Source organism: Jeotgalibacillus marinus, assembly GCF_040801915.1.
GTDB lineage: Bacteria > Bacillota > Bacilli > Bacillales > Jeotgalibacillaceae > Jeotgalibacillus > Jeotgalibacillus marinus.
Genome location: NZ_JBFMIA010000003.1, coordinates 187,006 through 210,932, shown reverse-complemented (window position 1 = coordinate 210,932; position 23,927 = coordinate 187,006). Strand labels below are relative to the sequence as shown.

Annotated in this window: 21 protein-coding genes and 1 other annotated feature; of the genes, 20 read left to right on the top strand and 1 reads right to left on the bottom strand. The window is 40.2% G+C overall.

The genetic code is table 11. From position 1 onward, the window contains the following. The first annotated feature begins 59 nt into the window (after positions 1-59). The 20 genes from pgeF (at position 60) to AB1471_RS06060 (ending at position 21,975) form a co-directional block, all read left to right on the top strand. The gene (pgeF, locus tag AB1471_RS06155) at positions 60-869 is read left to right on the top strand and encodes a peptidoglycan editing factor PgeF (protein WP_367778991.1); all 810 of its coding nucleotides are present in this window, start codon (positions 60-62) and stop codon (positions 867-869) included. Between the two features lie 5 nt (positions 870-874). Further along, complete coding sequence (locus tag AB1471_RS06150) at positions 875-1,546, top strand: YggS family pyridoxal phosphate-dependent enzyme (protein ID WP_367778857.1); 672 nt, start codon at positions 875-877, stop codon at positions 1,544-1,546. A 16-nt stretch (positions 1,547-1,562) separates the two neighbouring features. Beyond that, entirely contained in the window at positions 1,563-1,985 is a 423-nt protein-coding gene (locus AB1471_RS06145; RefSeq protein WP_367778856.1) for a cell division protein SepF, read from the top strand. Between the two features lie 35 nt (positions 1,986-2,020). Continuing rightward, positions 2,021-2,284 carry a YggT family protein gene (locus tag AB1471_RS06140; RefSeq protein WP_367778855.1) on the top strand — a complete coding sequence of 88 codons (264 nt, stop codon included), beginning with the start codon at positions 2,021-2,023 and terminating at the stop codon, positions 2,282-2,284. A gap of 71 nt (positions 2,285-2,355) precedes the next feature. Next, positions 2,356-3,132 (top strand): YlmH family RNA-binding protein, encoded by a 777-nt coding sequence (locus AB1471_RS06135; protein ID WP_367778854.1) that lies wholly within the window; start codon positions 2,356-2,358, stop codon positions 3,130-3,132. A 120-nt stretch (positions 3,133-3,252) separates the two neighbouring features. Next, complete coding sequence (locus tag AB1471_RS06130; RefSeq protein ID WP_367778853.1) at positions 3,253-3,771, top strand: DivIVA domain-containing protein; 519 nt, start codon at positions 3,253-3,255, stop codon at positions 3,769-3,771. Positions 3,772-3,821: 50 nt separating this feature from the next. Further along, positions 3,822-4,055 (top strand) — a binding site (T-box leader). A 55-nt stretch (positions 4,056-4,110) separates the two neighbouring features. Continuing rightward, positions 4,111-6,888, top strand: coding sequence for an isoleucine--tRNA ligase (ileS, locus tag AB1471_RS06125; protein WP_367778852.1), 2,778 nt, complete (start codon positions 4,111-4,113; stop codon positions 6,886-6,888). 145 nt (positions 6,889-7,033) lie between these two features. Next, the gene (lspA, locus tag AB1471_RS06120) at positions 7,034-7,522 is read left to right on the top strand and encodes a signal peptidase II (RefSeq protein ID WP_367778851.1); all 489 of its coding nucleotides are present in this window, start codon (positions 7,034-7,036) and stop codon (positions 7,520-7,522) included. Continuing rightward, positions 7,488-8,399 (top strand): RluA family pseudouridine synthase, encoded by a 912-nt coding sequence (locus tag AB1471_RS06115; protein WP_367778850.1) that lies wholly within the window; start codon positions 7,488-7,490, stop codon positions 8,397-8,399. The genes lspA and AB1471_RS06115 overlap by 35 nt, the downstream gene beginning before the upstream one ends. A gap of 159 nt (positions 8,400-8,558) precedes the next feature. After that, positions 8,559-9,098, top strand: a complete 540-nt coding sequence (pyrR, locus tag AB1471_RS06110; protein ID WP_367778849.1) for a bifunctional pyr operon transcriptional regulator/uracil phosphoribosyltransferase PyrR — start codon at positions 8,559-8,561, stop codon at positions 9,096-9,098. 125 nt (positions 9,099-9,223) lie between these two features. Next, on the top strand, positions 9,224-10,531 hold the full coding sequence (gene uraA / locus AB1471_RS06105; RefSeq protein WP_367778848.1) for a uracil permease: 1,308 nt from the start codon (positions 9,224-9,226) through the stop codon (positions 10,529-10,531). A 144-nt stretch (positions 10,532-10,675) separates the two neighbouring features. Continuing rightward, positions 10,676-11,587, top strand: coding sequence for an aspartate carbamoyltransferase catalytic subunit (locus AB1471_RS06100; RefSeq protein WP_367778847.1), 912 nt, complete (start codon positions 10,676-10,678; stop codon positions 11,585-11,587). Beyond that, positions 11,571-12,842, top strand: coding sequence for a dihydroorotase (gene pyrC / locus AB1471_RS06095; protein WP_367778846.1), 1,272 nt, complete (start codon positions 11,571-11,573; stop codon positions 12,840-12,842). The genes AB1471_RS06100 and pyrC overlap by 17 nt, the downstream gene beginning before the upstream one ends. After that, positions 12,842-13,933 carry a carbamoyl phosphate synthase small subunit gene (locus AB1471_RS06090; RefSeq protein WP_367778845.1) on the top strand — a complete coding sequence of 364 codons (1,092 nt, stop codon included), beginning with the start codon at positions 12,842-12,844 and terminating at the stop codon, positions 13,931-13,933. The genes pyrC and AB1471_RS06090 overlap by 1 nt, the downstream gene beginning before the upstream one ends. Further along, positions 13,926-17,129 (top strand): carbamoyl-phosphate synthase large subunit, encoded by a 3,204-nt coding sequence (carB, locus tag AB1471_RS06085; RefSeq protein WP_367778844.1) that lies wholly within the window; start codon positions 13,926-13,928, stop codon positions 17,127-17,129. The genes AB1471_RS06090 and carB overlap by 8 nt, the downstream gene beginning before the upstream one ends. Continuing rightward, positions 17,126-17,911, top strand: a complete 786-nt coding sequence (locus AB1471_RS06080; RefSeq protein ID WP_367778843.1) for a dihydroorotate dehydrogenase electron transfer subunit — start codon at positions 17,126-17,128, stop codon at positions 17,909-17,911. Before carB ends, AB1471_RS06080 begins: the two co-directional genes overlap by 4 nt. Then, positions 17,908-18,849, top strand: coding sequence for a dihydroorotate dehydrogenase (locus AB1471_RS06075; RefSeq protein WP_367778842.1), 942 nt, complete (start codon positions 17,908-17,910; stop codon positions 18,847-18,849). The genes AB1471_RS06080 and AB1471_RS06075 overlap by 4 nt, the downstream gene beginning before the upstream one ends. Beyond that, positions 18,821-19,546 carry an orotidine-5'-phosphate decarboxylase gene (gene pyrF, locus AB1471_RS06070; RefSeq protein ID WP_367778841.1) on the top strand — a complete coding sequence of 242 codons (726 nt, stop codon included), beginning with the start codon at positions 18,821-18,823 and terminating at the stop codon, positions 19,544-19,546. The genes AB1471_RS06075 and pyrF overlap by 29 nt, the downstream gene beginning before the upstream one ends. Further along, positions 19,527-20,138, top strand: coding sequence for an orotate phosphoribosyltransferase (gene pyrE / locus AB1471_RS06065; RefSeq protein ID WP_367778840.1), 612 nt, complete (start codon positions 19,527-19,529; stop codon positions 20,136-20,138). Before pyrF ends, pyrE begins: the two co-directional genes overlap by 20 nt. A gap of 712 nt (positions 20,139-20,850) precedes the next feature. Continuing rightward, entirely contained in the window at positions 20,851-21,975 is a 1,125-nt protein-coding gene (locus AB1471_RS06060) for a threonine synthase (RefSeq protein ID WP_367778839.1), read from the top strand. A gap of 122 nt (positions 21,976-22,097) precedes the next feature. Here the strand turns inward: AB1471_RS06060 and AB1471_RS06055 are convergent, their stop codons facing one another. After that, positions 22,098-23,807 (bottom strand): Rqc2 family fibronectin-binding protein, encoded by a 1,710-nt coding sequence (locus AB1471_RS06055; protein WP_367778838.1) that lies wholly within the window; start codon positions 23,805-23,807, stop codon positions 22,098-22,100. Between the last annotated feature and the right edge of the window lie 120 nt (positions 23,808-23,927).

The following is a 23,927-nucleotide window of genomic DNA, read 5'->3' as shown; positions in this document are numbered from 1 at the left end:
TTTATAAGATAATATGGTACACTTTTAAAAAAAGGTGTGAGGTGGGCAAACCAGTGGCAATGATACAATCAAACGCTGAATCATTTTTACATGTTGAAAAATGGAAGGCTGATTTTCCTTCTTTAGTTGCATCTTTTTCAACTAAAAATGGTGGCGTAAGCATGGGGCCCTATCAATCATTGAATTGCGGTTTACACGTAAACGATCATCGTGCTGATGTAGTTACGAATAGGACCTTACTAGGCACTGATTGTGATGCACCTATAACAAAATGGGTGATGGCTGATCAAGTACATGGTGACACGATTAAATATGTCACATCAGATGATGTCGGAAAAGGATCAACCCATTATGAAGATGCTCTAGCTAAAACGGATGGTCTTTGGACGACTGAAAAAAATGTTTTTTTAAGCTTATGCTATGCAGATTGTGTCCCAATCTATTATATGGATCCCGTATCAAACTTCGCGGGAGTAGCGCATGCAGGATGGAAGGGGACCGTTAAAGATATTGCTGGTTCTATGATACGTGTAGCTGAAAACGCGGGCGTTGATTCAACCAATCTTCAAGTAGCGATCGGACCATCTATTGGTCCGTGCTGCTATCTAGTGGATGATTATGTGATCAATAAAGTAAATGACAGCTTGATCAAGGAAGTTCCAAACGTTTATCATAAATTAGAGGAAGGACAATATCGTCTAGATTTGAAAATGGTCAATTATCAATTGCTTCTTCAAGCAGGCCTGAATGAAAAACAAATTATCACCTCTTCATACTGTACATCATGTGAAGAACAGCTATTTTTTTCGCATCGAAGGGATCAAGGTGTGACAGGAAGAATGGTTGCTGTGATTGGGTGGAAGGAGTGATCGGCATGAAAGTATCCGAAAAATGGGACAAGGTATACAACAATATAAGAAATGTATGTGAGCGTACAAACCGCAAAACACAAGAGGTAAATGTTGTAGCTGTTACTAAATATGTGACCAATGAGCGTGCGCAAGAAGGGGTAGATGTCGGTCTAGTTCACCTAGGTGAAAATCGTTATGAAGGACTTATTGAAAAACAAAAAAACATTATTGGTGAAGCGAAGTGGCATTTTATTGGTACGCTTCAATCAAGAAAAGTCAAAGACGTAATTGACCACATTGATTACCTCCATTCATTGGACAGGCTATCCCTGGCAAAAGAAATTAATAAGCGTGCGCAAAAGAAAGTGAATTGTTTTGTTCAAGTAAATGTGTCTGATGAGGAACAAAAACACGGGTTGTCTCCCCAAAAAGTCTTTAATTTTATCGAACAGGTGTCGAACTATGATAAAATAAATGTGGTAGGCTTAATGACCATGGCTCCTAACACGAGTGATGAAGTTGTTTTGCGACAATGCTTTCGGGACCTGGCTCATTTAAGAAATGAAATACATAAGCATGGCTTTCTTCATGCACCTTGTACTGAGCTTTCTATGGGGATGTCAAATGATTATGAAATTGCCATTGAAGAGGGCGCTACATTTGTCAGAATCGGATCTGCATTAGTAGGCGAATAAAGGAGGGACACAAGCCATGGAAATGAAATCGAAATTTAAGAAAATCTTTTTCTTAGATGATGAAGAATATGTTGAAGAGTATGTTGAAGAATCGAGAGACGAACCGGATGCAGTTCGTTCAAAAAAACCAACTACACAGCAGAAACAAAATGTTGTAAGCTTGCAAAGTATCCAAAAGTCTTCCAAAATGATTTTACTTGAGCCAAAAATGTATGCTGAAGCACAGGACGTTGCCGACCATCTTAAAAGTCATCGAGGTGTTGTTGTGAACCTCCAACGCATAGACAAAGATCAAGCAAAGAGAGTAGTTGATTTCTTGAGCGGGACGGTCTATGCAATTGGTGGAGATATTCAACGAGTTGGGACCGATATATTTCTTTGTACACCTGATAGCATTGAAGTAAGTGGCAACATTACTGATGCCATTAAAGAAAAGTAGTTCAAGAATCTTATAGTTAGGTGGTATTACACAATATGTTAACTGTTTTAGGTGTGATTGAAACAGCTTTAGTGCTGTATAGCTATGCACTGATTATTTATATTTTAATGTCGTGGTTTCCAAATGCGCGGGAAAGTAGCTTCGGTCAAACACTTTCAAGACTATGTGAACCCTATTTGGAGCCATTTAGAAAAATCATTCCTCCGCTTGGAATGATCGACATTTCTCCACTCGTAGCGATTATTACCTTAAATTTAGCACGAGCTGGTTTGGTAGAGCTCATGAAAATGCTTGTATAAAAAAATAATCCAATAACCGCCTTTATCCTTTAAAAAGGGTAAGGGCATTTTTGTTGAAGGAGGGATGATTCATGTCATCTATTTATCAACACTTTCGAAAAGAAGAACGAGAATTTATTGATCAAGTTCTAGGTTGGAAAATGGATGTAGAAGCGATGTATGCACCAAAGTTAATTGATTTTTGTGATCCGCGGCAAATGTATATCATTGAATCCATTGTAGGTTCTACGGGTGAAGTTCTTGTTGCGTTTGAAGGAGGCGATAATTCTGAACGTAAACGAGCACTCATTTATCCATCCTACTTCACACCAACAATTGACGATTTTGACCTTCAACTGCTTGAGATTGTTTATCCATATAAATTTGTTCAAGTTGAACATAAACATGTACTTGGATCATTAATGGGGCTTGGTGTGAAGAGAGAAAAATTTGGTGATATTTTATTTTCAGAAACTAAACTTCAGGTTGTAGTTGCCAAAGAACTGACATCATTTATATTGATGAACTTTACCCAAATTGGCAAAGCGACTGTTTCGATAAAAGAAAGAAAGTGGACCGACTATTTACCACCGAAAGCAAAGTGGACCTCACGTTTTATCACACTAAGCTCCTTGCGATTAGATGTCGTTGTAGCAGGGGCATTATCGATGTCTCGTCAAAAAGCACAACTCTTGATCAAGGCAGGAAGAGTGAAAGTTAACTTTCATTCTGAAGAACAAACATCATTTGAATGCGCGCAAGGAGATATTCTGTCTGTAAGGGGCTCAGGAAGATTGCGCATCGGTGAAATTGAAGGAAAAACGAAGAAAGATAAATGGCGTTTAAATGTAGATTTTTTAGGTATGTAGACACTACAAATTGACCAATTATGAAAAAAACCTACATGAATTGCAAGAGTTTCCCCACAAATGGACGAATCAACAGTATAATAGAGATTGAGTATTTTATGAAAGGTTGGAGGTGCCAGTATGCCACTATCACCATTAGACATACATAATAAAGAATTTACCCGTGGATTCAGAGGGTACGATGAAGACGAGGTAAATGAATTCTTAGATCAAATTATTAAAGATTATGAGATCCTCATACGAGAAAAAAAAGAACTTGAAGAAAAGCTGAGTAACAATAGCGAGCGTCTTGGTCACTTTGCTGATATTGAAGAAACGCTAAATAAGTCGATCGTCGTTGCCCAAGAAGCTGCAGAAGAAGTTCGACGAAATGCAGTAAAGGAATCAAAACTTATTGTCAAAGAAGCGGAGAAAAACGCTGATCGCATTGTCAATGAATCCCTGTCAAAAGCGCGTAAAATTGCAATTGAAATTGAAGATCTTAAAAAACAATCTAAAGTATTTCGCACAAGATTTAAAATGTTGATCGAAGCACAATTAGATTTAATTATAAGTGGAGATTGGGAAGATCTAATGGAACATGAGTTCGATACAACTGATTTAAAAAGCTTGCAACCAGAAGGAGCAGAGCACTACTAGTTGACGGACACATCGTTTGTCAAATATAATGTCATAAAGAATCATAATTGTCACTAACAGAGATAGGAACAGTATTCAATAGGAAATCTGCCTTTGAAGCGAATCGGGGACGGTGTAAGCCCGATGCTGATCTATTGAAGAAAATCATCCTTGAGTTCTGTTGTCGAACATTTCAGTAGGCAACAGCGGATAGCAACCGTTACAGGCTACTTGAGTGGAACAAAAACGTGGTTTATGTTCTATAAGGGTGGTACCGCGTGAAGCAATGCTCTCTCGTCCCTTTTTTAGGGATGGGGGAGTTTTTTAATTTTTAAATATAGTAGACTGAGGAGGAATAGTATGGAGTACAAAGATACATTGCGCATGCCAAAAACAGCTTTTCCGATGCGTGGTAATTTACCGAATCGCGAGCCAGAAATGCAACAAAAATGGGCAGAAATGAACATTTATGAACAAGTTCAAAAACGTACAGAAGGTCGTCCTCTTTTCGTGTTACACGATGGTCCTCCATATGCAAATGGAGACATTCATATTGGACACGCATTAAATAAAGTACTTAAAGATTTTATTGTTCGTTTCAAATCGATGAGTGGGTTCCAAGCACCTTACGTTCCAGGATGGGATACGCATGGTTTACCAATCGAACAGGCACTAACGAATAAGGGTGTTAAACGTAAAGAAATGACTGTTGCGGAATTTCGTGAACGTTGCGCTGAATATGCATATGGCCAGCTAGATAGTCAACGTGAACAATTTAAACGTATTGGGGTTCGTGGTGATTGGGATAACCCGTACATTACACTTGAGCCGAAATACGAAGCACAACAAATTCGTGTGTTTGGTGAAATGGCGAAAAAAGGATTCATTTATAAAGGGAAAAAGCCAGTTTATTGGTCTCCTTCAAGTGAATCAGCACTTGCTGAAGCAGAAATTGAATATCAAGATAAGCGTTCTGCATCGATCTATGTATCGTTTGATGTAACAAATGGTAAAGGTGTGATTGAGCAGGGCACGAAATTTATTATTTGGACAACAACCCCTTGGACGATTCCTGCAAACTTGGCAATTGCTCTTCATCCAGAGCTAGATTACGTAGTAGTTGAAGAAAGCGGTCAACGCTATGTTGTGGCAGAAGAATTGCTTCAAAAAGTAACAGAAACAGTAGAGTGGAGTTCGCCGACTGTTGTTAAAACAGTCAAAGGTTCAGAACTTGAACATGTCAAAACTAAGCATCCATTGTATGATCGTGAATCACCTGTTGTTTTAGGCGAACACGTAACAACTGAAGCGGGAACCGGTTGCGTGCACACTGCACCAGGACATGGTGAAGATGATTTCCAAGTAGGGCATAAATATGGCTTGGACGTACTTTCTCCAGTGAATGACCGTGGTGTATTTACAGATGAAGCCCCAGGATTTGAAGGGCTATTTTATGATGCTGCGAACAAACCGATTACAGAAAAACTAGAAGAAGTCGGAGCTCTATTAAAGCTTGAATTCTTCACACATAGTTATCCGCACGATTGGCGTACGAAAAAACCGATCATTTTCCGTGCAACAGCTCAGTGGTTTGCGTCCATTGATAAATTCCGCGATGAGTTAATGCAAGCGATTAACGATACTAAATGGGCACCTGCTTGGGGAGAGACACGTTTGTTCAACATGGTTCGTGACCGAGGTGACTGGTGTATTTCACGTCAACGCGCATGGGGCGTTCCAATCCCAGTATTTTATGCCGAAAATGGAGAGCCGATTATAACAGAAGAAACAATTAACCATGTATCTAACTTGTTCGGTGAGCATGGTTCAAATATTTGGTTTGAAAAAGAAGCGGAAGAATTATTGCCAGAAGGTTTTTCACATGAAGGAAGCCCGAACGGTAAATTTACGAAAGAACAAGATATTATGGACGTTTGGTTTGATAGCGGATCTTCTCATCAATCGGTTCTTGAAGCGAGAGAAGACCTTCAACGTCCAGCAGATCTTTATTTGGAAGGCTCTGACCAATTCCGTGGTTGGTTTAATTCGTCACTTACAACAGCTGTTGCTGTCACAGGTAAAGCGCCTTATAAAGGTGTCCTAAGCCATGGTTTTGCACTAGATGGAAATGGTCGTAAAATGAGTAAATCGCTAGGGAACGTCATGGTTCCATCAAAAGTAATGAACCAACTTGGAGCAGATATTCTTCGTCTTTGGGTAGCATCTGTTGATTATCAAGCGGATGTTCGTGTATCTGATCCAATTCTTAAACAAGTAGCCGAAGTTTATCGTAAAATTCGTAATACGCTTCGTTTTCTACTGGCTAACCTTGCTGACTTTGATCCGAAAAAAGATGCTGTGTCATTTGACGATCTTCGTGAAGTCGATCAATTTATGATGGTGCGTTTAAATCAGGTGATTAAAACAGCTAAAAAATCTTTCGATCATTATGAGTTTGCGACAATTTATCATACGATTAACAATTTCTGTACGCTCGACTTAAGCTCGTTCTATTTGGATTTTGCGAAAGATATTCTTTATATCGAGGCAGAAAACCATGCAGACCGCCGTGCGATGCAAACCGTGATGTATGAAACATTAACAGCATTAGTGAAATTGACTGCACCAATCTTGCCGCATACAGCAGATGAAGTATGGAGCTTTATACCTGGTGTTGAGGAAGAAAGTGTGCAATTGACTGACATGCCTGAGCCAACAGTATACGCAAATGAAGAAGAGCTTCTATCTAAATGGAATGCATTCTTAGCATTGCGTGACGATGTTTTAAAAGCACTTGAAGAAGCGCGTAACAGTAAGCTGATCGGTAAGTCTCTAGCTGCAAAAGTAACGCTTTATGCAGATGAATCAACGACCAGTCTTTTGTCATCCATTAAAGAAGATTTAAAGCAACTGTTTATCGTTTCTGATTTTGAAGTAATTGGTTCGTTGCGAGAGGCACCTGAAGAGGGATTGAAATTTAATGGTCACACAGTTGTCGTAACAAAAGCGGACGGAGAAACGTGTGAACGTTGTTGGATTGTGACAACAGATATCGGCAAAGATGACATTCATCCAACCCTCTGCCCAAGATGTGCTTCAGTTGTAAAAGAGCACTATGCTCATTTAACTGCAGAATAATTGACACATTTCACAAAATAAAATAGTTGAAAGCCTGGCTGTATAAAATAGCTGCCAGGCTTTTTTACAATGTACCTGTTAGCTAAAAATATGCTACAATACGATAAGTAAAACGGAACGTATCCTTCCTATTGGAGGTAAACCTGTGATTTATTATTTAATGGCACTCCTAATCATCATTTTTGATCAGATCACAAAGTTGTTTGTGGTGCGTAATATGGAGCTTGGAGAATCAATAAGCGTTGTAGAAGATTTCTTTTATATTACTTCTCACCGTAACACTGGAGCGGCTTTGGGGATATTAGAAGGACAAATGTGGCTGTTTTACATTGTCACAGTTGCTGTCATTATTGGCATCCTTTATTACTTTCATCGTTATGCGAAAGGGAACGCGTTATTTAGTGTCAGTTTAATGGTCATACTAGGTGGAGCATTCGGAAACTTTATTGATCGAGTGTATCGTCAAGAAGTGGTCGATTTTATTCAGTTCACCTTCTTTAATTTTATTTTTAATATTGCAGATGCTGCTTTAACTATTGGTGTAGTTCTACTGTTGATTCAAATGATACTGGAAGAAGTGCAGGAAAAGAGGAATAAGAATGGAAAGCATTCAACATACAATACAGGAAAATGACAAAGGCAAACGCCTTGATATGGTCCTATCAAATCTTCAAGAAGACTGGTCACGTTCACAAGTCCAACAATGGATTAAAGAAGGACATGTAACAGTCAATGGTAAGTCAACGAAACCTAACTATAAAAGTGCGATGGCAGATGAAATCGTTATTACTATTCCAGATCCAGAACCACTTGATGTTGTAGCGGAAGAAATGAACTTGGACGTTTATTATGAAGATGAGGACGTCCTTGTTGTCAATAAACCAAAAGGGATGGTCGTTCATCCAGCTCCAGGTCATTTAACAGGAACGCTTGTTAATGGTTTGATGGCTCATTGTAAAGATCTTTCTGGAATCAATGGTGTATTGCGCCCAGGTATTGTTCACCGTATTGACAAAGATACGTCAGGTCTTTTAATGGTTGCGAAAAATGATCGTGCGCATGAAAAACTAGTGCAACAACTCGTTGATAAATCTGTCACGCGTAAATACAAAGCCATCGTTCATGGGTTAATACCACACGAATATGGCACCATAGAAGCGCCTATTGGTCGTGATCAAAAAGACCGTCAAAGCATGGCTGTCGTCAACAATGGAAAACATGCAGTAACGCATTTCCGAGTGCTTGATCGTTATAAAGATTTTTCGCTTGTTGAATGTGAGCTTGAAACAGGTAGAACGCATCAAATTCGCGTTCATATGAAATACATTGGTTTCCCACTTGTTGGTGATCCTAAATACGGACCAAGAAAGACAATGGATTTAAATGGACAAGCACTCCATGCAGAGGTACTAGGTTTTGTTCATCCTAGAACCGAAGAATATATGGAATACTCTGCACCGTTGCCAGTGTACTTTGAGGAATTAATTACTCAACTTCGTAACGACCGTTGACAAAATTCGAGGTTGCCCTTACAATGAAAACAACTTAATGATTCGGACCCTTTAAATCAGTCCAGAGAGACTGGGAAGGACAATAACACATGATTTTTTCATGTGCCAAAACCCTCCTTGTCCCTTGACTTGGAGGGTTTTTTAGGAGGGATTTGAGTCATGTCTCAAAATACGACAGTGATGGATGAACAAATGATGAAGCGTGCGCTAACACGAATCGCTCACGAGATCCTTGAGCGCAATAAGGGAGTAGAAGAGTGCGTGCTCGTTGGTATTAAAACGAGAGGCATTTACTTAGCACAGCGTCTAAAAGAACGAATAGAAGCAATTGAAGGCGAGAAGGTTTCTGTTGGTGAACTAGACATTACAATGTATCGTGATGATTTAAAAGCAAAGCATGAAAGTGGAGAACCAGTTGTGAATGATGTTGACCTTGCTTCAACGATTGATGGTCGTAAAGTCATTGTGATTGATGACGTGTTATATACGGGAAGAACCGTACGTGCGGCAATGGACGCGATTATGGACCAAGGTAGACCAGAAAGAATTCAACTCGCTGTTCTCATTGACCGAGGGCATCGCGAACTCCCAATTAGAGCTGACTTTATTGGGAAAAACATTCCAACATCAAGTGATGAGCAAATAAAAGTCGAGCTTGTCGAAGTCGACGATCAAGATCAAGTATCTATTTTTAAATAAATATATCCTTTAAATCAGTCCAGAGAGGCTGACAAGGAGTTCGCAGTTGGTAATAACCTTCTGTGTATCCTCTTTGTCTGTGTTCTCATGGATAAAGAGTTTTTTTTTACTAGGAGGTCATGGACATGTCAGTTGAAACACAACGTCCCTTACTAGATGTACAAGATGTTCCCAAAGCCAATCAATGGATAACACTAAGCTTACAACATTTATTCGCAATGTTTGGTGCGACAGTACTCGTACCCATGCTCGTTGACTTAAGCCCAGGTGTTGCACTCATCTCGAGTGGTCTTGGTACACTTGCTTACTTACTTATTACAAAAGGGCAAATTCCCGCATACCTTGGGTCATCATTTGCGTTTATCGCCCCGATTATTGCGGCCACAGAAATTGGTGGACCACAAGCAGCGATGTTCGGCGCATTCTTTGCTGGGCTAGCATACGGTTTGGTTTCGCTTTTGATTTATAAATTTGGAATAGGTTGGCTCATGCGCGTCTTACCTCCAGTTGTTGTTGGGCCAGTGATCATCGTGATTGGTTTAGGTCTTGCAGGAACAGCCGTTAACATGGCGATGTACGAAAATCCACTAGCCCAAAATCCACAAGATTTTATATATAGTGGAAGACATATTGCAGTCGCTTTGATTACTTTAGCCATTACAGTACTCGGATCCATTTATTTTAGGAAATTCTTTGGTGTTATTCCAATTTTAATCGGAATAACAGGCGGCTATATTGCGGGTGTGATTGCTGGACTTGTTGATTTTCAGCCTGTACTCGATGCAAAATGGTTTGCAATGCCTGAGTTTATCATTCCATTTGTAAACTACACACCTTCATTTTCGCTATCAGCACTTGCTATTATGGTACCGATCGCTGTTGTAACGCTTTCTGAACATACCGGTCATCAAATGGTAGTTAGTAAAGTAGTCGGTCGTAACTTTTTAGAAAAACCAGGTCTACATCGTTCGATCTTAGGGGATGGTGTAGCAACAATCATTGCGTCATTTCTTGGAGGCCCACCGAATACGACGTATGGAGAAAATATTGGGGTTCTTGCAATTACACGTGTTTACAGTGTGTTCGTCATAGGAGGGGCTGCTGTACTTGCTATAACATTCGGTTTTGTAGGAAAAATTTCAGCGTTGATTAGTACGATTCCAACGGCTGTTATGGGTGGCGTATCCATCTTACTTTTTGGAATTATCGCATCAAGTGGTTTGCGAATGTTGATCGAGGCAAAAGTTGATTTTTCATATAAGCGAAATTTGATCATTGCATCAGTCATTATGATCATCGGAGTTGGCGGAGCATTCGTGGAGTTTTCCGAAACGTTAACACTCCCTGGTATGGCACTTGCTTCGATCACCGGGATCTTTTTAAACTTGATTTTACCTGGTCGTAAAAAAGAAGAAGAAGGCCTTTTTGATTAACAAGTATAACTTGCATAAATTAACCTTTTAATTGAAGTCCAGTGAGACTCTCAAAGGGATTTGTAAGCTGCTTAATAAGCAGTCTGCTTTTGCACACCTTTTGAGACATCTCAAAAGGTGTTTTTTTATAGGGAGGAATGTTGGATGCATATTTTAACGATGAATGACTTAACAAATGACGACATGTTCGACTTGTTACACACGGCCGAGGGTTACAGATTGCAACAGCAACAACAACTAATTAAACCATACTACACTGCGAATTTATTTTTTGAAAATAGTACACGAACGAAAAGTAGTTTTGAAATGGCCGAACGAAAATTTGGGATGAATATAATCTCCTTTGACGCACAAACGGCGTCGATTCAAAAAGGCGAGACTTTGTATGACACGGTTAAAACACTCGAAGCAATTGGCGTTGATGTAGTGGTGATTAGACATGGTGAAGACCGCTACTTCGATCAGCTGGATGGACATGTTAAACTCTCGATTATCAATGGAGGAGACGGAATGGGGCATCATCCGTCGCAATGCTTACTTGATCTATTGACGATTTATCAAGAGTATCAATCGTTTAATGGGTTGACAGTCACGGTTGTTGGTGACATCCAACATAGTCGTGTGGCACGATCCAATGCAATGGCACTCAAACGATTAGGAGCCACAGTTCAATTCGCTGGACCGAAAGAATGGATGGATCAAGATTTGCAACAAATTGGCCATCACATCGATTTTGATAAAGCAGTCGAAACAAGCGACGTACTGATGATGCTTCGTGTACAACATGAACGTCATGCGTCAGGCATGACGTTTTCAAAGCAAGAGTACCACCATTTATATGGTTTAACATCAGAACGAGAAAAGAAAATGAAAGCTCACAGCATTATTATGCACCCTGCTCCAGTAAATAGAGGGGTAGAAATTGCAGATGAACTGGTCGAATGTGAACGCTCACGAATATTTAAGCAAATGGAAAATGGCGTGTATGTACGAATGGCAATGCTACAGTTTGTTTTACAAAAAAGGGAGGCAAAAAAACATGAATTTGTTAATTAAAAATGCAACGGTAAAAGTAGATAGCAGTGAACGAGTTGATGTAAGGATACAAAATGGTAAAATCTCAGAAATTAGTGATGAGCTTGTAGAACAAGGAGAGCAAATTATCGAGGCAGACGGCAAGTATTTAGCTCCCGGCTTTGTAGATGTACACGTTCATTTGAGAGAACCTGGCGGAGAGCATAAAGAAACAATCGAAACAGGTTCACAAGCCGCAGCTAGAGGTGGATATACGACCATCGCAGCAATGCCAAACACAAGACCTGTTCCTGATACACCCCAAAATGTAAGAAACCTGCTAGATCGAATCGACAAAACGTCAAGTGTGCGAGTGTTACCATATGCTTCGATTACAGAGCGTCAATTAGGCGACAACCTTGTTAATATGGAAGCATTAGCTGATCTTGGTGTATTTGCTTTTACCGATGACGGTGTTGGCGTGCAGAGTGCTGATATGATGCTAAAAGCTATGCAACAAGCAGCGCGTTTAAATAAAGCGATTGTCGCTCATTGTGAAGAAAATACGCTAATCCACGGTGGATGTATGCATGAAGGATTAAAATCTGTTGAACTAGATCTACCAGGTATCCCATCTATTTGTGAATCAGTTCAAATCGCACGTGACGTGTTGTTGGCTGAAGCAGCTGGCTGTCATTATCATGTATGCCATGTATCGACTAAAGAATCTGTACGCGTGATCAGAGATGCAAAAAAAGCAGGAATTCATGTAACAGCAGAAGTCACACCACATCACCTTTTATTAAATGAAAACGACATAACAGAAGACAATGCTATGTATAAAATGAACCCGCCACTTCGTGCAATAGAAGATCAAAAAGCATTACTTGAAGGATTAGAAGATGGCACGATTGATTTTATTGCAACAGACCACGCACCTCATTCAGTAGAAGAAAAATCAGAAGGAATGAAGCTTGCACCATTTGGCATCGTCGGACTTGAAACAGCGTTCACACTTTTATATACACGTTTTGTCAAAACAGAGCGTTGGACGATGGACCAACTCATCGACTGGTTAACAATCAAACCAGCTTCAACATTTGGTCTTCAATCAGGCACGGTGAATATTGGTGAAGCGGCGGATCTCGTCTTACTAGATTTAGAGGTTGAAAAAGAGATTGATTCAAAAGAATTTTTATCTAAAGGAAAGAATACACCTTTTACAGGCTTAAAAACGATTGGCTGGCCAGTCCTTACAATCGTTGATGGAGAAGTTGTTTGGAAGGAGGAAGCGTAATGAAGCGACAGTTAATTTTAGAAGACGGCACAGTATTTATTGGTGAGGGCTTTGGTAGCGATATCGAAACAGTTGGAGAAGTTGTATTCAATACAGGAATGACAGGTTACCAAGAGATTTTATCTGATCCATCGTATTGCGGACAGATGGTGACATTGACGTATCCTTTGATCGGAAATTATGGGATCAATCGTGATGATTTTGAATCGATTCAACCTTCGATCAAAGCATTGATTGTTCGTGAAGCTTCAGACATGCCATCGAATTTTCGTAGCGAATTAACGATTGATGAACTATTAAAAGAAAAAAATATCCCAGGACTTTCGGGAATTGATACAAGAAAGCTAACACGAATGATTCGCCAGCACGGTACGCTTAAAGGAAGATTGACAAGTATGGATGCAGAGGTAAATGAAGTGGTTGAGTCACTTCAACATGTAGTGCTTTCAACAGATCAAGTTCAACAAGTGTCAACACCTACACCGTATCCAAGTCCAGGTCGTGGAAAGCGTGTGGTATTAGTTGATTTTGGGATGAAACACGGGATATTGCGAGAATTAAACCAACGAGATTGTGATGTAGTTGTCGTACCCTACAATACAACTGTAAGCAGTATTTTAGCACTACATCCAGATGGTGTAATGCTGTCGAACGGACCTGGAGATCCAAAAGATGTATCTGAAGCGATCGATATGGTGAGAGAACTACTTGGTAAAGTACCTGTTTTCGGCATCTGCTTGGGTCACCAATTATTCGCACTCGCATGTGGTGCGGACACGTTTAAATTAAAGTTTGGACATCGCGGCTCCAATCACCCAGTAAAAGAAATAACAACAGGAAAAGTTGCGATCACTGCTCAAAACCATGGCTATACAGTTGATCCCGCTTCACTTGAAAATACACCGCTTCACATTACGCATGTGGCGTTAAATGATGGAACAGTTGAAGGATTACGCCATGACAAAGTTCCAGCGTTTACTGTTCAGTATCATCCAGAAGCTTCACCTGGACCAGAAGATGCGAACGATTTATTTGATCAATTTATTACGATGATGGAACAGTTTCTAAAGGAGGAAGTTGCACATGCCTAAACGTATCGACATCAAGACAATACTCGTTATTGGATCAGGCCCAATCGTCATTGGGCAAGCAGCAGAATTCGACTACGCCGGGACACAAGCATGTCTAGCATTAAGAGAAGAAGGCTACCGCGTGATCTTAGTCAACTCGAATCCTGCAACGATCATGACAGATACGGAAATTGCCGACAAGGTCTACATGGAGCCATTAACGGTTGAATTCATTAGCCGTATCATTCGCAAAGAACGCCCTGACGCTTTGCTACCAACACTCGGAGGACAAACAGCGCTTAATTTAGCTGTAGAACTTTCTGACTCTGGCGTGTTAGACGAATGTGGGGTTGAAATCCTTGGGACAAAGCTTTCAGCGATTCAGCAAGCAGAAGACCGTGATTTGTTCCGTACACTAATGAACGAACTTGGCGAACCAGTACCAGATAGCGACATCGTTCACAATTTGGACGAAGCAAAAGCATTCGTTGAAAAGATTGGTTATCCAGTCATCGTGCGCCCTGCCTTTACACTAGGTGGAACAGGCGGAGGGATTTGCCACAATGATGAAGAGTTAAAAGAAATCGTGACATCAGGATTAAAATATAGCCCAGTTACACAGTGCTTACTTGAAAAAAGCATAGCAGGCTTTAAAGAAATCGAGTATGAAGTCATGCGTGATGCCAATGACCATGCGATTGTTGTGTGTAATATGGAAAATATTGATCCTGTAGGTATACATACAGGGGATTCCATCGTCGTTGCACCATCACAAACGTTAAGTGACCGTGAATATCAAATGCTGAGAAATTGTTCACTTAAAATCATTCGTGCTTTAGGGATTGAGGGAGGATGTAACGTTCAACTAGCACTCGATCCGCATAGCTATCAATATTACATTATTGAAGTAAACCCACGTGTAAGCCGTTCATCCGCTCTAGCGTCCAAAGCTACGGGCTATCCGATTGCTAAGCTTGCAGCGAAAATTGCAGTTGGATTATCACTAGATGAAATGCTAAACCCGGTGACGGGCACATCTTATGCGTGTTTTGAACCTGCACTAGATTATGTTGTGACCAAAATTCCAAGATGGCCATTTGATAAATTTGAGTCAGCTAAAAGAAACCTTGGTACGCAGATGAAAGCGACTGGAGAAATTATGGCGATTGGTCGTACGATTGAAGAATCATTGCTTAAAGCAGTGAGATCACTTGAAAATGACGTTTATCATTTAGAGCTAGAAGATGCTGACACATTTTCAGATGAATGGATGGAAAGAAGAATTAGAAAAGCGGGAGACGAGCGACTCTTTTATATAGGAGAAGCGCTTCGTAGAGGAACGACAGTTGAACAAATTCATGACTGGAGTCAAATTGACCTTTTCTTCCTTCACAAAATGGAAAATATCATTCGTTTCGAAGAAAAAATTGCTAGCAGTCGTGACTACGATGTAGTAAAAAAAGCGAAACGACTAGGGTTTTCGGATAAAACGATCGCAAAACTATGGAATTGCTCAGAAAAAGAAGTGTACGAATGGCGTTGCAAACGCGATATTGTCCCTGTCTATAAAATGGTAGATACGTGCGCTGCGGAATTTGAATCAGTCACACCTTACTTTTATGGCACATACGAAGACGAAAACGAATCAATCGTTAGTGACCGCAAAAAAGTGGTTGTGCTAGGTTCAGGACCAATTCGTATCGGTCAAGGAGTAGAATTTGACTATGCGACCGTCCATTCAGTGTGGGCCATTAAAGAAGCAGGTTATGAAGCCATCATTGTAAACAACAATCCAGAAACGGTTTCAACCGATTTTTCGATCTCAGACAAGCTTTACTTTGAACCACTAACGATTGAAGATGTGATGCACATTATTGACCTTGAAAAGCCAGAAGGTGTCGTTGTCCAATTTGGTGGTCAAACAGCAATCAACTTAGCAGACAAGCTAGTGGAACGTGGGGTGACCATTCTTGGGACGAGTTTAGAAGATCTAGACCGTGCAGAGAATCGTGACCACTTTGAACAAACATTGCAAGAACTAGATATTCCACAACCAGAAGGGAAGACAGCAACGTCAACCGAACAGGCGCTAGTCATTGCTGATTCGATCGAATACCCAGTGCTCGTACGCCCGTCCTATGTTTTAGGTGGTCGAGCAATGGAAATCGTCTACCGTGCAGAAGAACTGCAACAATATATGACGAGTGCGGTTAAAGCAAGTCCAGATCACCCCGTATTGATTGACCGTTATTTAACAGGAAAAGAAATAGAGGTAGACGCAATTTGTGATGGTGAAAACGTCTTGATTCCAGGAATTATGGAACACATCGAGCGAGCGGGTGTTCACTCAGGCGACTCGATCGCCGTTTACCCACCTCAATCATTGTCACAACAACATATTGATCAGCTTGCATTGTATACAGAAAGGCTTGCTAGAGGCTTAAACATTAAAGGGTTGATCAACATTCAGTACGTGATTTCAAAAGGAGAAATTTTTGTCCTTGAAGTGAATCCGCGTTCAAGTAGAACCGTACCATTTTTAAGTAAAATTACCGGTGTGCCAATGGCTAATTTAGCGACAAAAGCGATTTTGGGAGCTACCCTGCCTTCTTTAGGATATGGCACTGGACTTGTTCAACCAGGGCCAGGCGTTTTTGTTAAAGTTCCGGTCTTTTCATTCGCAAAGCTGCGCCGTGTCGATATTACGCTTGGACCTGAAATGAAATCAACAGGTGAAGTAATGGGAAGAGATGCAACATTTGAAAAAGCCCTTTACAAAGGATTAGTTGCTGCTGGGGTGAGCATAAAAAATCATGGTTCTGTCCTTCTAACGGTTGCTGATAAAGACAAGCCGGAAGCAGCAAGCATTGCTAAACGATTCCATACATTAGGCTATAAAATTTTAGCAACAGAAGGAACGGCTTCTGCTTTAAATGAACTCGGAGTACCTTTTGAAGTCGTAAATAAAATTGGACAAGGAGAGAAGACGCTCCTTGATTTGATCCAAGCGGGTGAAATACAGCTTGTGATTAACACACTAACAAAAGGAAAACAGCCTGCTCGTGACGGTTTTAGGATTCGTCGTGAATCGGTCGAAAACAGTATACCTTGTTTAACATCACTCGATACAGCTGAAGCGATGGTACGTGTGTTTGAATCAATGGATTTTGAGATGGATCCAATGGCAGGCCAAGCGAAGGAGACGACCCAATTATGATTGAACAGCAAAATATGACGATCGTGTCTCATCGTTCGATTGCAGAAGATATTTTTGAACTTGTTCTTGAAGGTTCACTAACGAATCGAATGACATCACCAGGTCAATTTGTGCACGTAAAAGTGACAAGCGGAAGCGACCCATTACTTCGCAGACCGATTAGCATTTGCTCGATCAATCAATCGCTAAACCAATTTACCATGCTGTATCGTGTATCTGGAAGTGGAACTGGAACAAAAGTACTCTCTAATTTACCAAAAGGTTCTAAAGTCAACGTGCTTGGACCTCTTGGTAATGGTTTTCCGTTAGACGAATTAGAAGCGGGGCAATCCGCACTTTTGATTGGAGGAGGCATCGGTGTGCCTCCTCTATATGAACTGTCAAAACGCTTAACAGAAAGAGGAGTAAATGTAACGCACATCTTAGGGTTCCAACAGAAAAGTGCCGTGTTCTATCAAGAAGAATTTGAAGAGCTTGGGGATACGTATGTGGCAACCGTTGATGGTTCCCATGGCATAAAAGGCTTTGTGACAGATGTCGTAGACCAACTGTCACTTAAGTCAGACGCTTACTATACATGCGGTCCAACGCCAATGCTTCGAGCAGTAGAGCAAAAGTTCGAACATACAACTGGATTCATCTCAATGGAGGAGCGAATGGGCTGTGGAATAGGCGCTTGTCTTGCGTGTGTATGTCACGTAAACGGTGACGAGTCCGGCTTGTTGTATAAAAAAGTGTGTAGTGATGGACCTGTTTTTAAACGTGGTGAGGTGATCTTATGAACCGATTAGCAATGGAGCTTCCTGGCTTATCGCTCAAAAATCCAATCATGCCAGCTTCAGGCTGTTTTGGCTTTGGGAAAGAATACAGTGAATTTTATAATTTGAACGAACTTGGTTCCATTATGATAAAAGCAACGACAAGAGAAACACGCTTTGGCAATCCAACGCCTCGAGTAGCTGAAACATCTTCAGGAATGTTGAATGCCATTGGGCTTCAAAACCCGGGTCTTGATCATGTGATGGAGCATGAGCTTCCTTGGCTAGAAAAATACGATGTACCTATCATTGCAAACGTTGCAGGATCCACGGTTGATGACTACGTGGAAGTTTCTAAACGAATTTCAACAGCACCTAATGTCCAAGCATTGGAGCTAAACATCTCGTGTCCAAACGTGAAACATGGTGGCATTGCATTTGGTACAGATCCACATACTGCACGAGAATTAACACAAAAGGTGAAGGAAGTTTCGAGCGTTCCTGTTTATGTAAAGCTTTCTCCTAACGTAAGCAGTATTGTCGACATGGCACTCGCTGTAGAGGCTGGTGGTGCAGATGGATTGACAATGATTAACACACTTGTGGGGATGCGTCTTGATCGTAAAACAGGTATGCCGATCATCGCAAATAAAACAGGTGGATTATCCGGTCCTGCCATTAAACCAGTGGCACTACGTATGGTGTATGAAGTAAGTCAAAAAACATCTTTGCCGATTATTGCCATGGGTGGCGTGCAAGATGCTTATGACGCGCTTGATTTTATTTCAGCAGGCGCCAGTGCAGTAGCAGTTGGAACAGCGAACTTTGTTGACCCGCACGTTTGCCCTACGATCATTAAAGATCTTGATCAAATTTTACAAGAATGGAATGTGAATCACATTCTTGATCTCAGAGGAAGGAGCTGGATGACACATGGAGAAGCAGCCCATCATCGCGCTTGATTTTGCAACTTTAGAAGAGGTAGATCAATTTTTAACACCCTTTGAAGAAGCCTTATTCGTTAAAGTTGGGATGGAACTTTATTTGCAAAATGGTCCAGCTGTCATTGAACGAATTAAACAAGGAAATCATAAAATTTTTCTTGATTTAAAGCTCCATGATATTCCGACGACTGTCAAAAAAGCGATGCGTGGTTTAGCGTCACTTGGTATTGATATGATCAATGTTCATGCAGCGGGTGGTAAAAGGATGATGGAAGAAGCGCTTGAAGGACTTACACAAGGTTCTCTAGGAGCGCCTCGTCCTAAGCTTATTGCTGTAACGCAACTGACATCGACATGTGAACAAATGATGCAACAAGAACAAAAAATCGCCCTATCAATTGAAGATTCAGTACTCCATTATGCAACACTTGCGCGCGATGCAGGCTTAGACGGTGTCGTATGTTCTCCACTAGAAGCGCAAAAAATTCGTGAATCTCTAGGTGATGACTTCTTACGTGTCACACCAGGAATCAGGTTGAACGATCGCACGACGCATGATCAAGTGAGAGTAGCAACGCCAAAAAATGCACAGCAACTCGGATCTAGTGCGATTGTTGTAGGACGTGCAGTAACAGAAAGTGCTGATGCTGTAAATACGTATAAACTTATTCAAAAAGAGTGGGAGGACACATTCAATGAAATCTCAAATCGCTAAACAGTTACTTGAAATCAAAGCTGTATTCTTACGACCAGAAGAGCCATTTATTTGGTCATCAGGTATCGAATCACCTATTTATTGTGACAATCGTTTAACGATGTCTTACCCTGAAGTTCGCAAACAAATTGCTCAAGGATTAGTAGCTTTAATCAAAGAAAATTACCCTGAAGTTGATGTCATTGCAGGAACAGCTACTGCAGGAATTCCTCACGCTGCTTGGGTAAGTGATTTAACCGAACTTCCTATGTGTTACGTACGTTCATCTGCTAAAAAGCATGGCAAAGGAAATCAAATTGAAGGATCAGTTCAAAAAGGACAAAAAGTAGTTGTCATTGAAGATTTAATCTCAACAGGTGGAAGTAGTTTAGCAGCTGCTGAAGCATTACACGAAGCAGGATGTGAAGTTCTCGGAATTGCTTCAATCTTTACTTACGGACTGCCAAAAGCAGAAAAAGCTTTGAAAGAAGCAAATATCGTTAATCATTCATTAACGGACTATAACACATTGATCACTCAAGCTGTGGAGCTTGGCTATGTGAAAGAGTCGGATCTTGTTCGGTTGAAAGATTGGCAAGCTAGTTTGGTGTGAAACTACGATAAGTAGAATTAAAACAAAATGCTTACGGTCCGGTGGTGCCCTGTTGTGGGGAGCGAATGAATATGTTTTCACTTTTTAAGAAGCGCATCAGGAAATGAACTATAACCCGAATAATGGACACAAATTAAAAAAGTGCCTTTATTCGGGTTCTTTATATTACTGTGTGAAACCCAGATATACGTTTGATTTCCTATCACAATGGAACAAAGAGAAAATGCCGATTTCTATCGGCATTTTCTCTTTGTTTTTATAGCATCGGCAGTTACCAATTCTATGCAAGCTGGGAGGAGGAAGTATAAGGAGATATTATGCTTGATTAAAAGAAGATAAGATTCGTAAATAAAGAAGATCAAGAAATTGGGGATCACACTCCATGTGGCGTAATATTGCAATTCACAAAGACTTTATAAAAATTATTATATAATATAGAATTTTTGATCAATTGATAATATAATCGTTTTGAGGTGTTTTAATGAAATGGTGAGATGAATCAATGAATATTCACTTGCAGATGAAACCGCCCAAAAAATTGCGAGGTTGTGACCCAATACTTAACTATTTCTTCATTTTGGAAAGGAAGAGCAAATCACTCACAATCTCATTCAGCAAACCATTGGCGAGAATAAGGTTGAGTAAATGAACTTTTTTAACTTGCATAGCTTAGGCTTCACGATAACGATATTACTAGGAAGAAGGTATCATCATGGATATTTACTTTGTATGTGCCGATTGCGGAGAAACATATGACCCTCGTACTTTACTATGGCGTTGTTCATGTGGTGGGCTTCTTAACGTAGGAGAGTATACAGTCAGTTTTCCAATACATGAAATTAAAAAGCGTGCTGCAACGATGTGGAGGTATACAGAGGCCCTTCCTTTTTCATCGTCTATTTATGAACAATTAACGATGGGTGAGGGCTATACACCTATGATTCCGCTAGATTCTGATTCTCCCCATATTTTGTTAAAGATGGATTACATGATGCCTACCTTATCCTTTAAGGATAGAGGAGCAGCTGTCCTGATTGCCAAAGCAAAAGAGCTTGGTGTAACACACGTCATTGCTGATAGTAGTGGGAATGCTGGAACATCGATTGCTGCGTACGCTAGTCGAGCAGGTATTACTTGTGATATTTATGTACCTGCAAGTACATCACCTAAAAAATTAAAGCAAATTAAAGCACATGGTGCCACTTTGCATGAGATACCTGGAAGCCGGGAAGATACAGCTGCGGCAGCAATAGAGGAAGTAGAAAAAAGACAAGTTTTTTACGCCAGCCATGTGTATAACCCATTTTTTTATCAAGGAACCAAAACCTATGCTTTTGAAGTTTGGGAACAGTTAAATGGGGATGTTCCAGATGCTATTGTTATACCAGTAGGAAATGGAACATTATTATTAGGTGCATATTATGGATTCAGAGAGCTCTTACAATGTGGTATGATCTCTAAAATACCTCGTTTTATTGCTATTCAGGCAGAGGGATGCGCACCACTTGCTCAAGCGTTTGATGCAGGGAAGAAACAAGCCGAGCCTGTAATAAATAGTGGAACTTCTGCTGAGGGCATTGCCATTGCATTCCCTGCTCGCCATCGTCAAATATTAGAGGCTATCAGAGATACAGATGGAACCATCATTACAGCTCCAGAACAAAAAATTGAACAAGTAAGGGAAGAACTTGCAAACAAAGGTCTTTATGTAGAGCCAACGACAGCAGCAACATATGCTGGATATCTAAAGTATCTTTCTCATCGTACTGATTCGGTCCAAATGATGAATGAAAAAATTGTCATCTCGCTATGTGGCGCAGGTATAAAAGCAAATTAGAGCTATTTAATATGAATTTTAAAGAAAGCGAAAAAGACGAAATCATATGCGATTTCGTCTTAAATTCATGCAATATTTTTACTTTTTTCTGCTGGTAAGTGAATGGTTTACGAGACCCACACTTATTTCTTCAATTTTAAAATCAATTCTTCTGTTGGTGTGACATAAACTGTTTCTTGGTTATCGTAGATCACATAACCAGGTTTTGCTCCGCTTGGTTTCTTCACATGGCGTACTTTTGTAAAATCAACTGGAACGGAACTTGATGCACGGGCTTTACTGAAATAAGCTGCAATGGATGCTGCCTCTAAAATGGTTTCTTCTGAAGGTTCTTGGTTCTTTATCACAACATGAGAACCTGGAATATCTTTTGTATGCAACCAAATATCATCGCGGGCAGCCAATCGATTCGTTAAGTAATCGTTTTGTTTATTGTTTTTACCGACAAGTAAAAGTGTGCCATCCGTTGCTTCGTATTCTTCTAGCTTTGGTTTAGTTGGCTTTGCTTTCTTTTTCTTTTGAAATTTTGCTTTCATATAGCCTTCTTCAGCTAACTCTTCTCGAATTTCTGCGATGTCAGAGATAGAAGCGGCTTCAAGCTGTTGTATAAGCTGGTCAAAGTACGTAATTTCCTCGTTCGCTTTTGTAATTTGCTGTTTAACAATAACCAATGCGTTTTTTGCCTTTTGATATTTTGTAAAATAGCGTTGTGCATTTTCAGAGGGGGTCTTTCTGGGATCTAGCACAATCGTCATGGTCGCATTATTTTCATCATAATAATTTTGAACCTCAACTTCTTTCATGCCTTTTTTAACAGCGAATAAATTTGCTGTTAAGAGTTCCCCTTGTAACTGAAGTTCATCCCCTTTTGTTGCTTGATGAAGTGTTTTATCGAGCTTTTTAATCTTTGATTCATTTTTTTCTTTTTCATTTCGGATAAATCGTTCTAAATCATGTCCTTGCTGTTTGACACGATCACGCTCAGCTTTACCAAAATAATATCGATCAAGCATTTCGCTTAGTGTTGAATACGAAGTGACGTTGGCTTCAGCAAGCTGCTGAAGAGGTAGCAAGTAATAGTGATCTTTTCCTTCGAGTTGCATAAATGAAGGAGCGTATCGGTGTTCTCGTAATTCTTCAATAAGACTAAAAAACGATGTAGACAAAGCTTCTTTTGTAGAAAGGCCCGCTTGTACGATCACTTCTTTTGCAAACAAAGGAGAGAGACCCGCAAAACGGTTCACTAACTGACGATCTAGTTTTCCACTATTCCAATCTATTTGTTGTAAGAACATTTTTTGATCAACAGAAAAAGGATTGAGTTTATCCTGCTCAGGTGGCCATTCAAATGGTGCACCTGGCATCATTGTTCTCGCGCGGTTTACTGCTGGTGATAGATGCTTAATGCTATCTAAAATCATTGCTCTTTCTTTATCGACGAGTGTAATGTTCGAGTGGCGTCCCATTACTTCAATAATTAATTGTTTATACGAAACATCACCAATTTCATTTCTCCCTTTTACTTCAATGACGATAATACGTTCCATCTCTTTTTGGTAGATGGATTCAATAATGGCTCCTTCTAAATGTTTGCGCAGAAGCATGCAAAACATCGGAGCTTCACTAGGGTTTTCATATTGTTCACTGGTTAATTGAAGACGAGAATACGTGGGATGTGCTGAGATTAACAGCTTATGATTTTTCCCACGTGCACGAATCACAAATAAAAGTTCGTTTTTAAATGGCTGATGTACACGACTAATCCGTCCGCCGTCTAGTGTATGGTGTAATTCATGTGTCATCGCCCTTGTAAATAACCCATCAAATGACATGTGGTTCCCTCATTTCAAAAAATCGTTTGACTCATTCATAATCATCTTATCATTTTTTTACGATTTACGTAGTATTTGTGGTATACTGAGATGATCAATGGACAAAAGATCTATTGTTTT

Bases quoted from the DNA above. Each gene is read 5' to 3' on its own strand.
- AB1471_RS06145 (WP_367778856.1), top strand. From the start codon at position 1,563: ATGGAAATGAAATCGAAATTTAAGAAAATCTTTTTCTTAGATGATGAA.
- AB1471_RS06060 (WP_367778839.1), top strand. From the start codon at position 20,851: ATGGATATTTACTTTGTATGTGCCGATTGCGGAGAAACATATGACCCT.
- AB1471_RS06115 (WP_367778850.1), top strand. From the start codon at position 7,488: ATGGAAAGCATTCAACATACAATACAGGAAAATGACAAAGGCAAACGC.
- uraA (WP_367778848.1), top strand. From the start codon at position 9,224: ATGTCAGTTGAAACACAACGTCCCTTACTAGATGTACAAGATGTTCCC.
- AB1471_RS06135 (WP_367778854.1), top strand. From the start codon at position 2,356: ATGTCATCTATTTATCAACACTTTCGAAAAGAAGAACGAGAATTTATT.
- AB1471_RS06140 (WP_367778855.1), top strand. From the start codon at position 2,021: ATGTTAACTGTTTTAGGTGTGATTGAAACAGCTTTAGTGCTGTATAGC.
- AB1471_RS06055 (WP_367778838.1), bottom strand. From the start codon at position 23,807: ATGTCATTTGATGGGTTATTTACAAGGGCGATGACACATGAATTACAC.
- AB1471_RS06075 (WP_367778842.1), top strand. From the start codon at position 17,908: ATGAACCGATTAGCAATGGAGCTTCCTGGCTTATCGCTCAAAAATCCA.
- pgeF (WP_367778991.1), top strand. From the start codon at position 60: ATGATACAATCAAACGCTGAATCATTTTTACATGTTGAAAAATGGAAG.
- pyrR (WP_367778849.1), top strand. From the start codon at position 8,559: ATGTCTCAAAATACGACAGTGATGGATGAACAAATGATGAAGCGTGCG.
- ileS (WP_367778852.1), top strand. From the start codon at position 4,111: ATGGAGTACAAAGATACATTGCGCATGCCAAAAACAGCTTTTCCGATG.
- AB1471_RS06100 (WP_367778847.1), top strand. From the start codon at position 10,676: ATGCATATTTTAACGATGAATGACTTAACAAATGACGACATGTTCGAC.
- pyrF (WP_367778841.1), top strand. From the start codon at position 18,821: ATGGAGAAGCAGCCCATCATCGCGCTTGATTTTGCAACTTTAGAAGAG.
- AB1471_RS06150 (WP_367778857.1), top strand. From the start codon at position 875: ATGAAAGTATCCGAAAAATGGGACAAGGTATACAACAATATAAGAAAT.
- pyrE (WP_367778840.1), top strand. From the start codon at position 19,527: ATGAAATCTCAAATCGCTAAACAGTTACTTGAAATCAAAGCTGTATTC.
- AB1471_RS06080 (WP_367778843.1), top strand. From the start codon at position 17,126: ATGATTGAACAGCAAAATATGACGATCGTGTCTCATCGTTCGATTGCA.
- carB (WP_367778844.1), top strand. From the start codon at position 13,926: ATGCCTAAACGTATCGACATCAAGACAATACTCGTTATTGGATCAGGC.
- AB1471_RS06130 (WP_367778853.1), top strand. From the start codon at position 3,253: ATGCCACTATCACCATTAGACATACATAATAAAGAATTTACCCGTGGA.
- AB1471_RS06090 (WP_367778845.1), top strand. From the start codon at position 12,842: ATGAAGCGACAGTTAATTTTAGAAGACGGCACAGTATTTATTGGTGAG.
- pyrC (WP_367778846.1), top strand. From the start codon at position 11,571: ATGAATTTGTTAATTAAAAATGCAACGGTAAAAGTAGATAGCAGTGAA.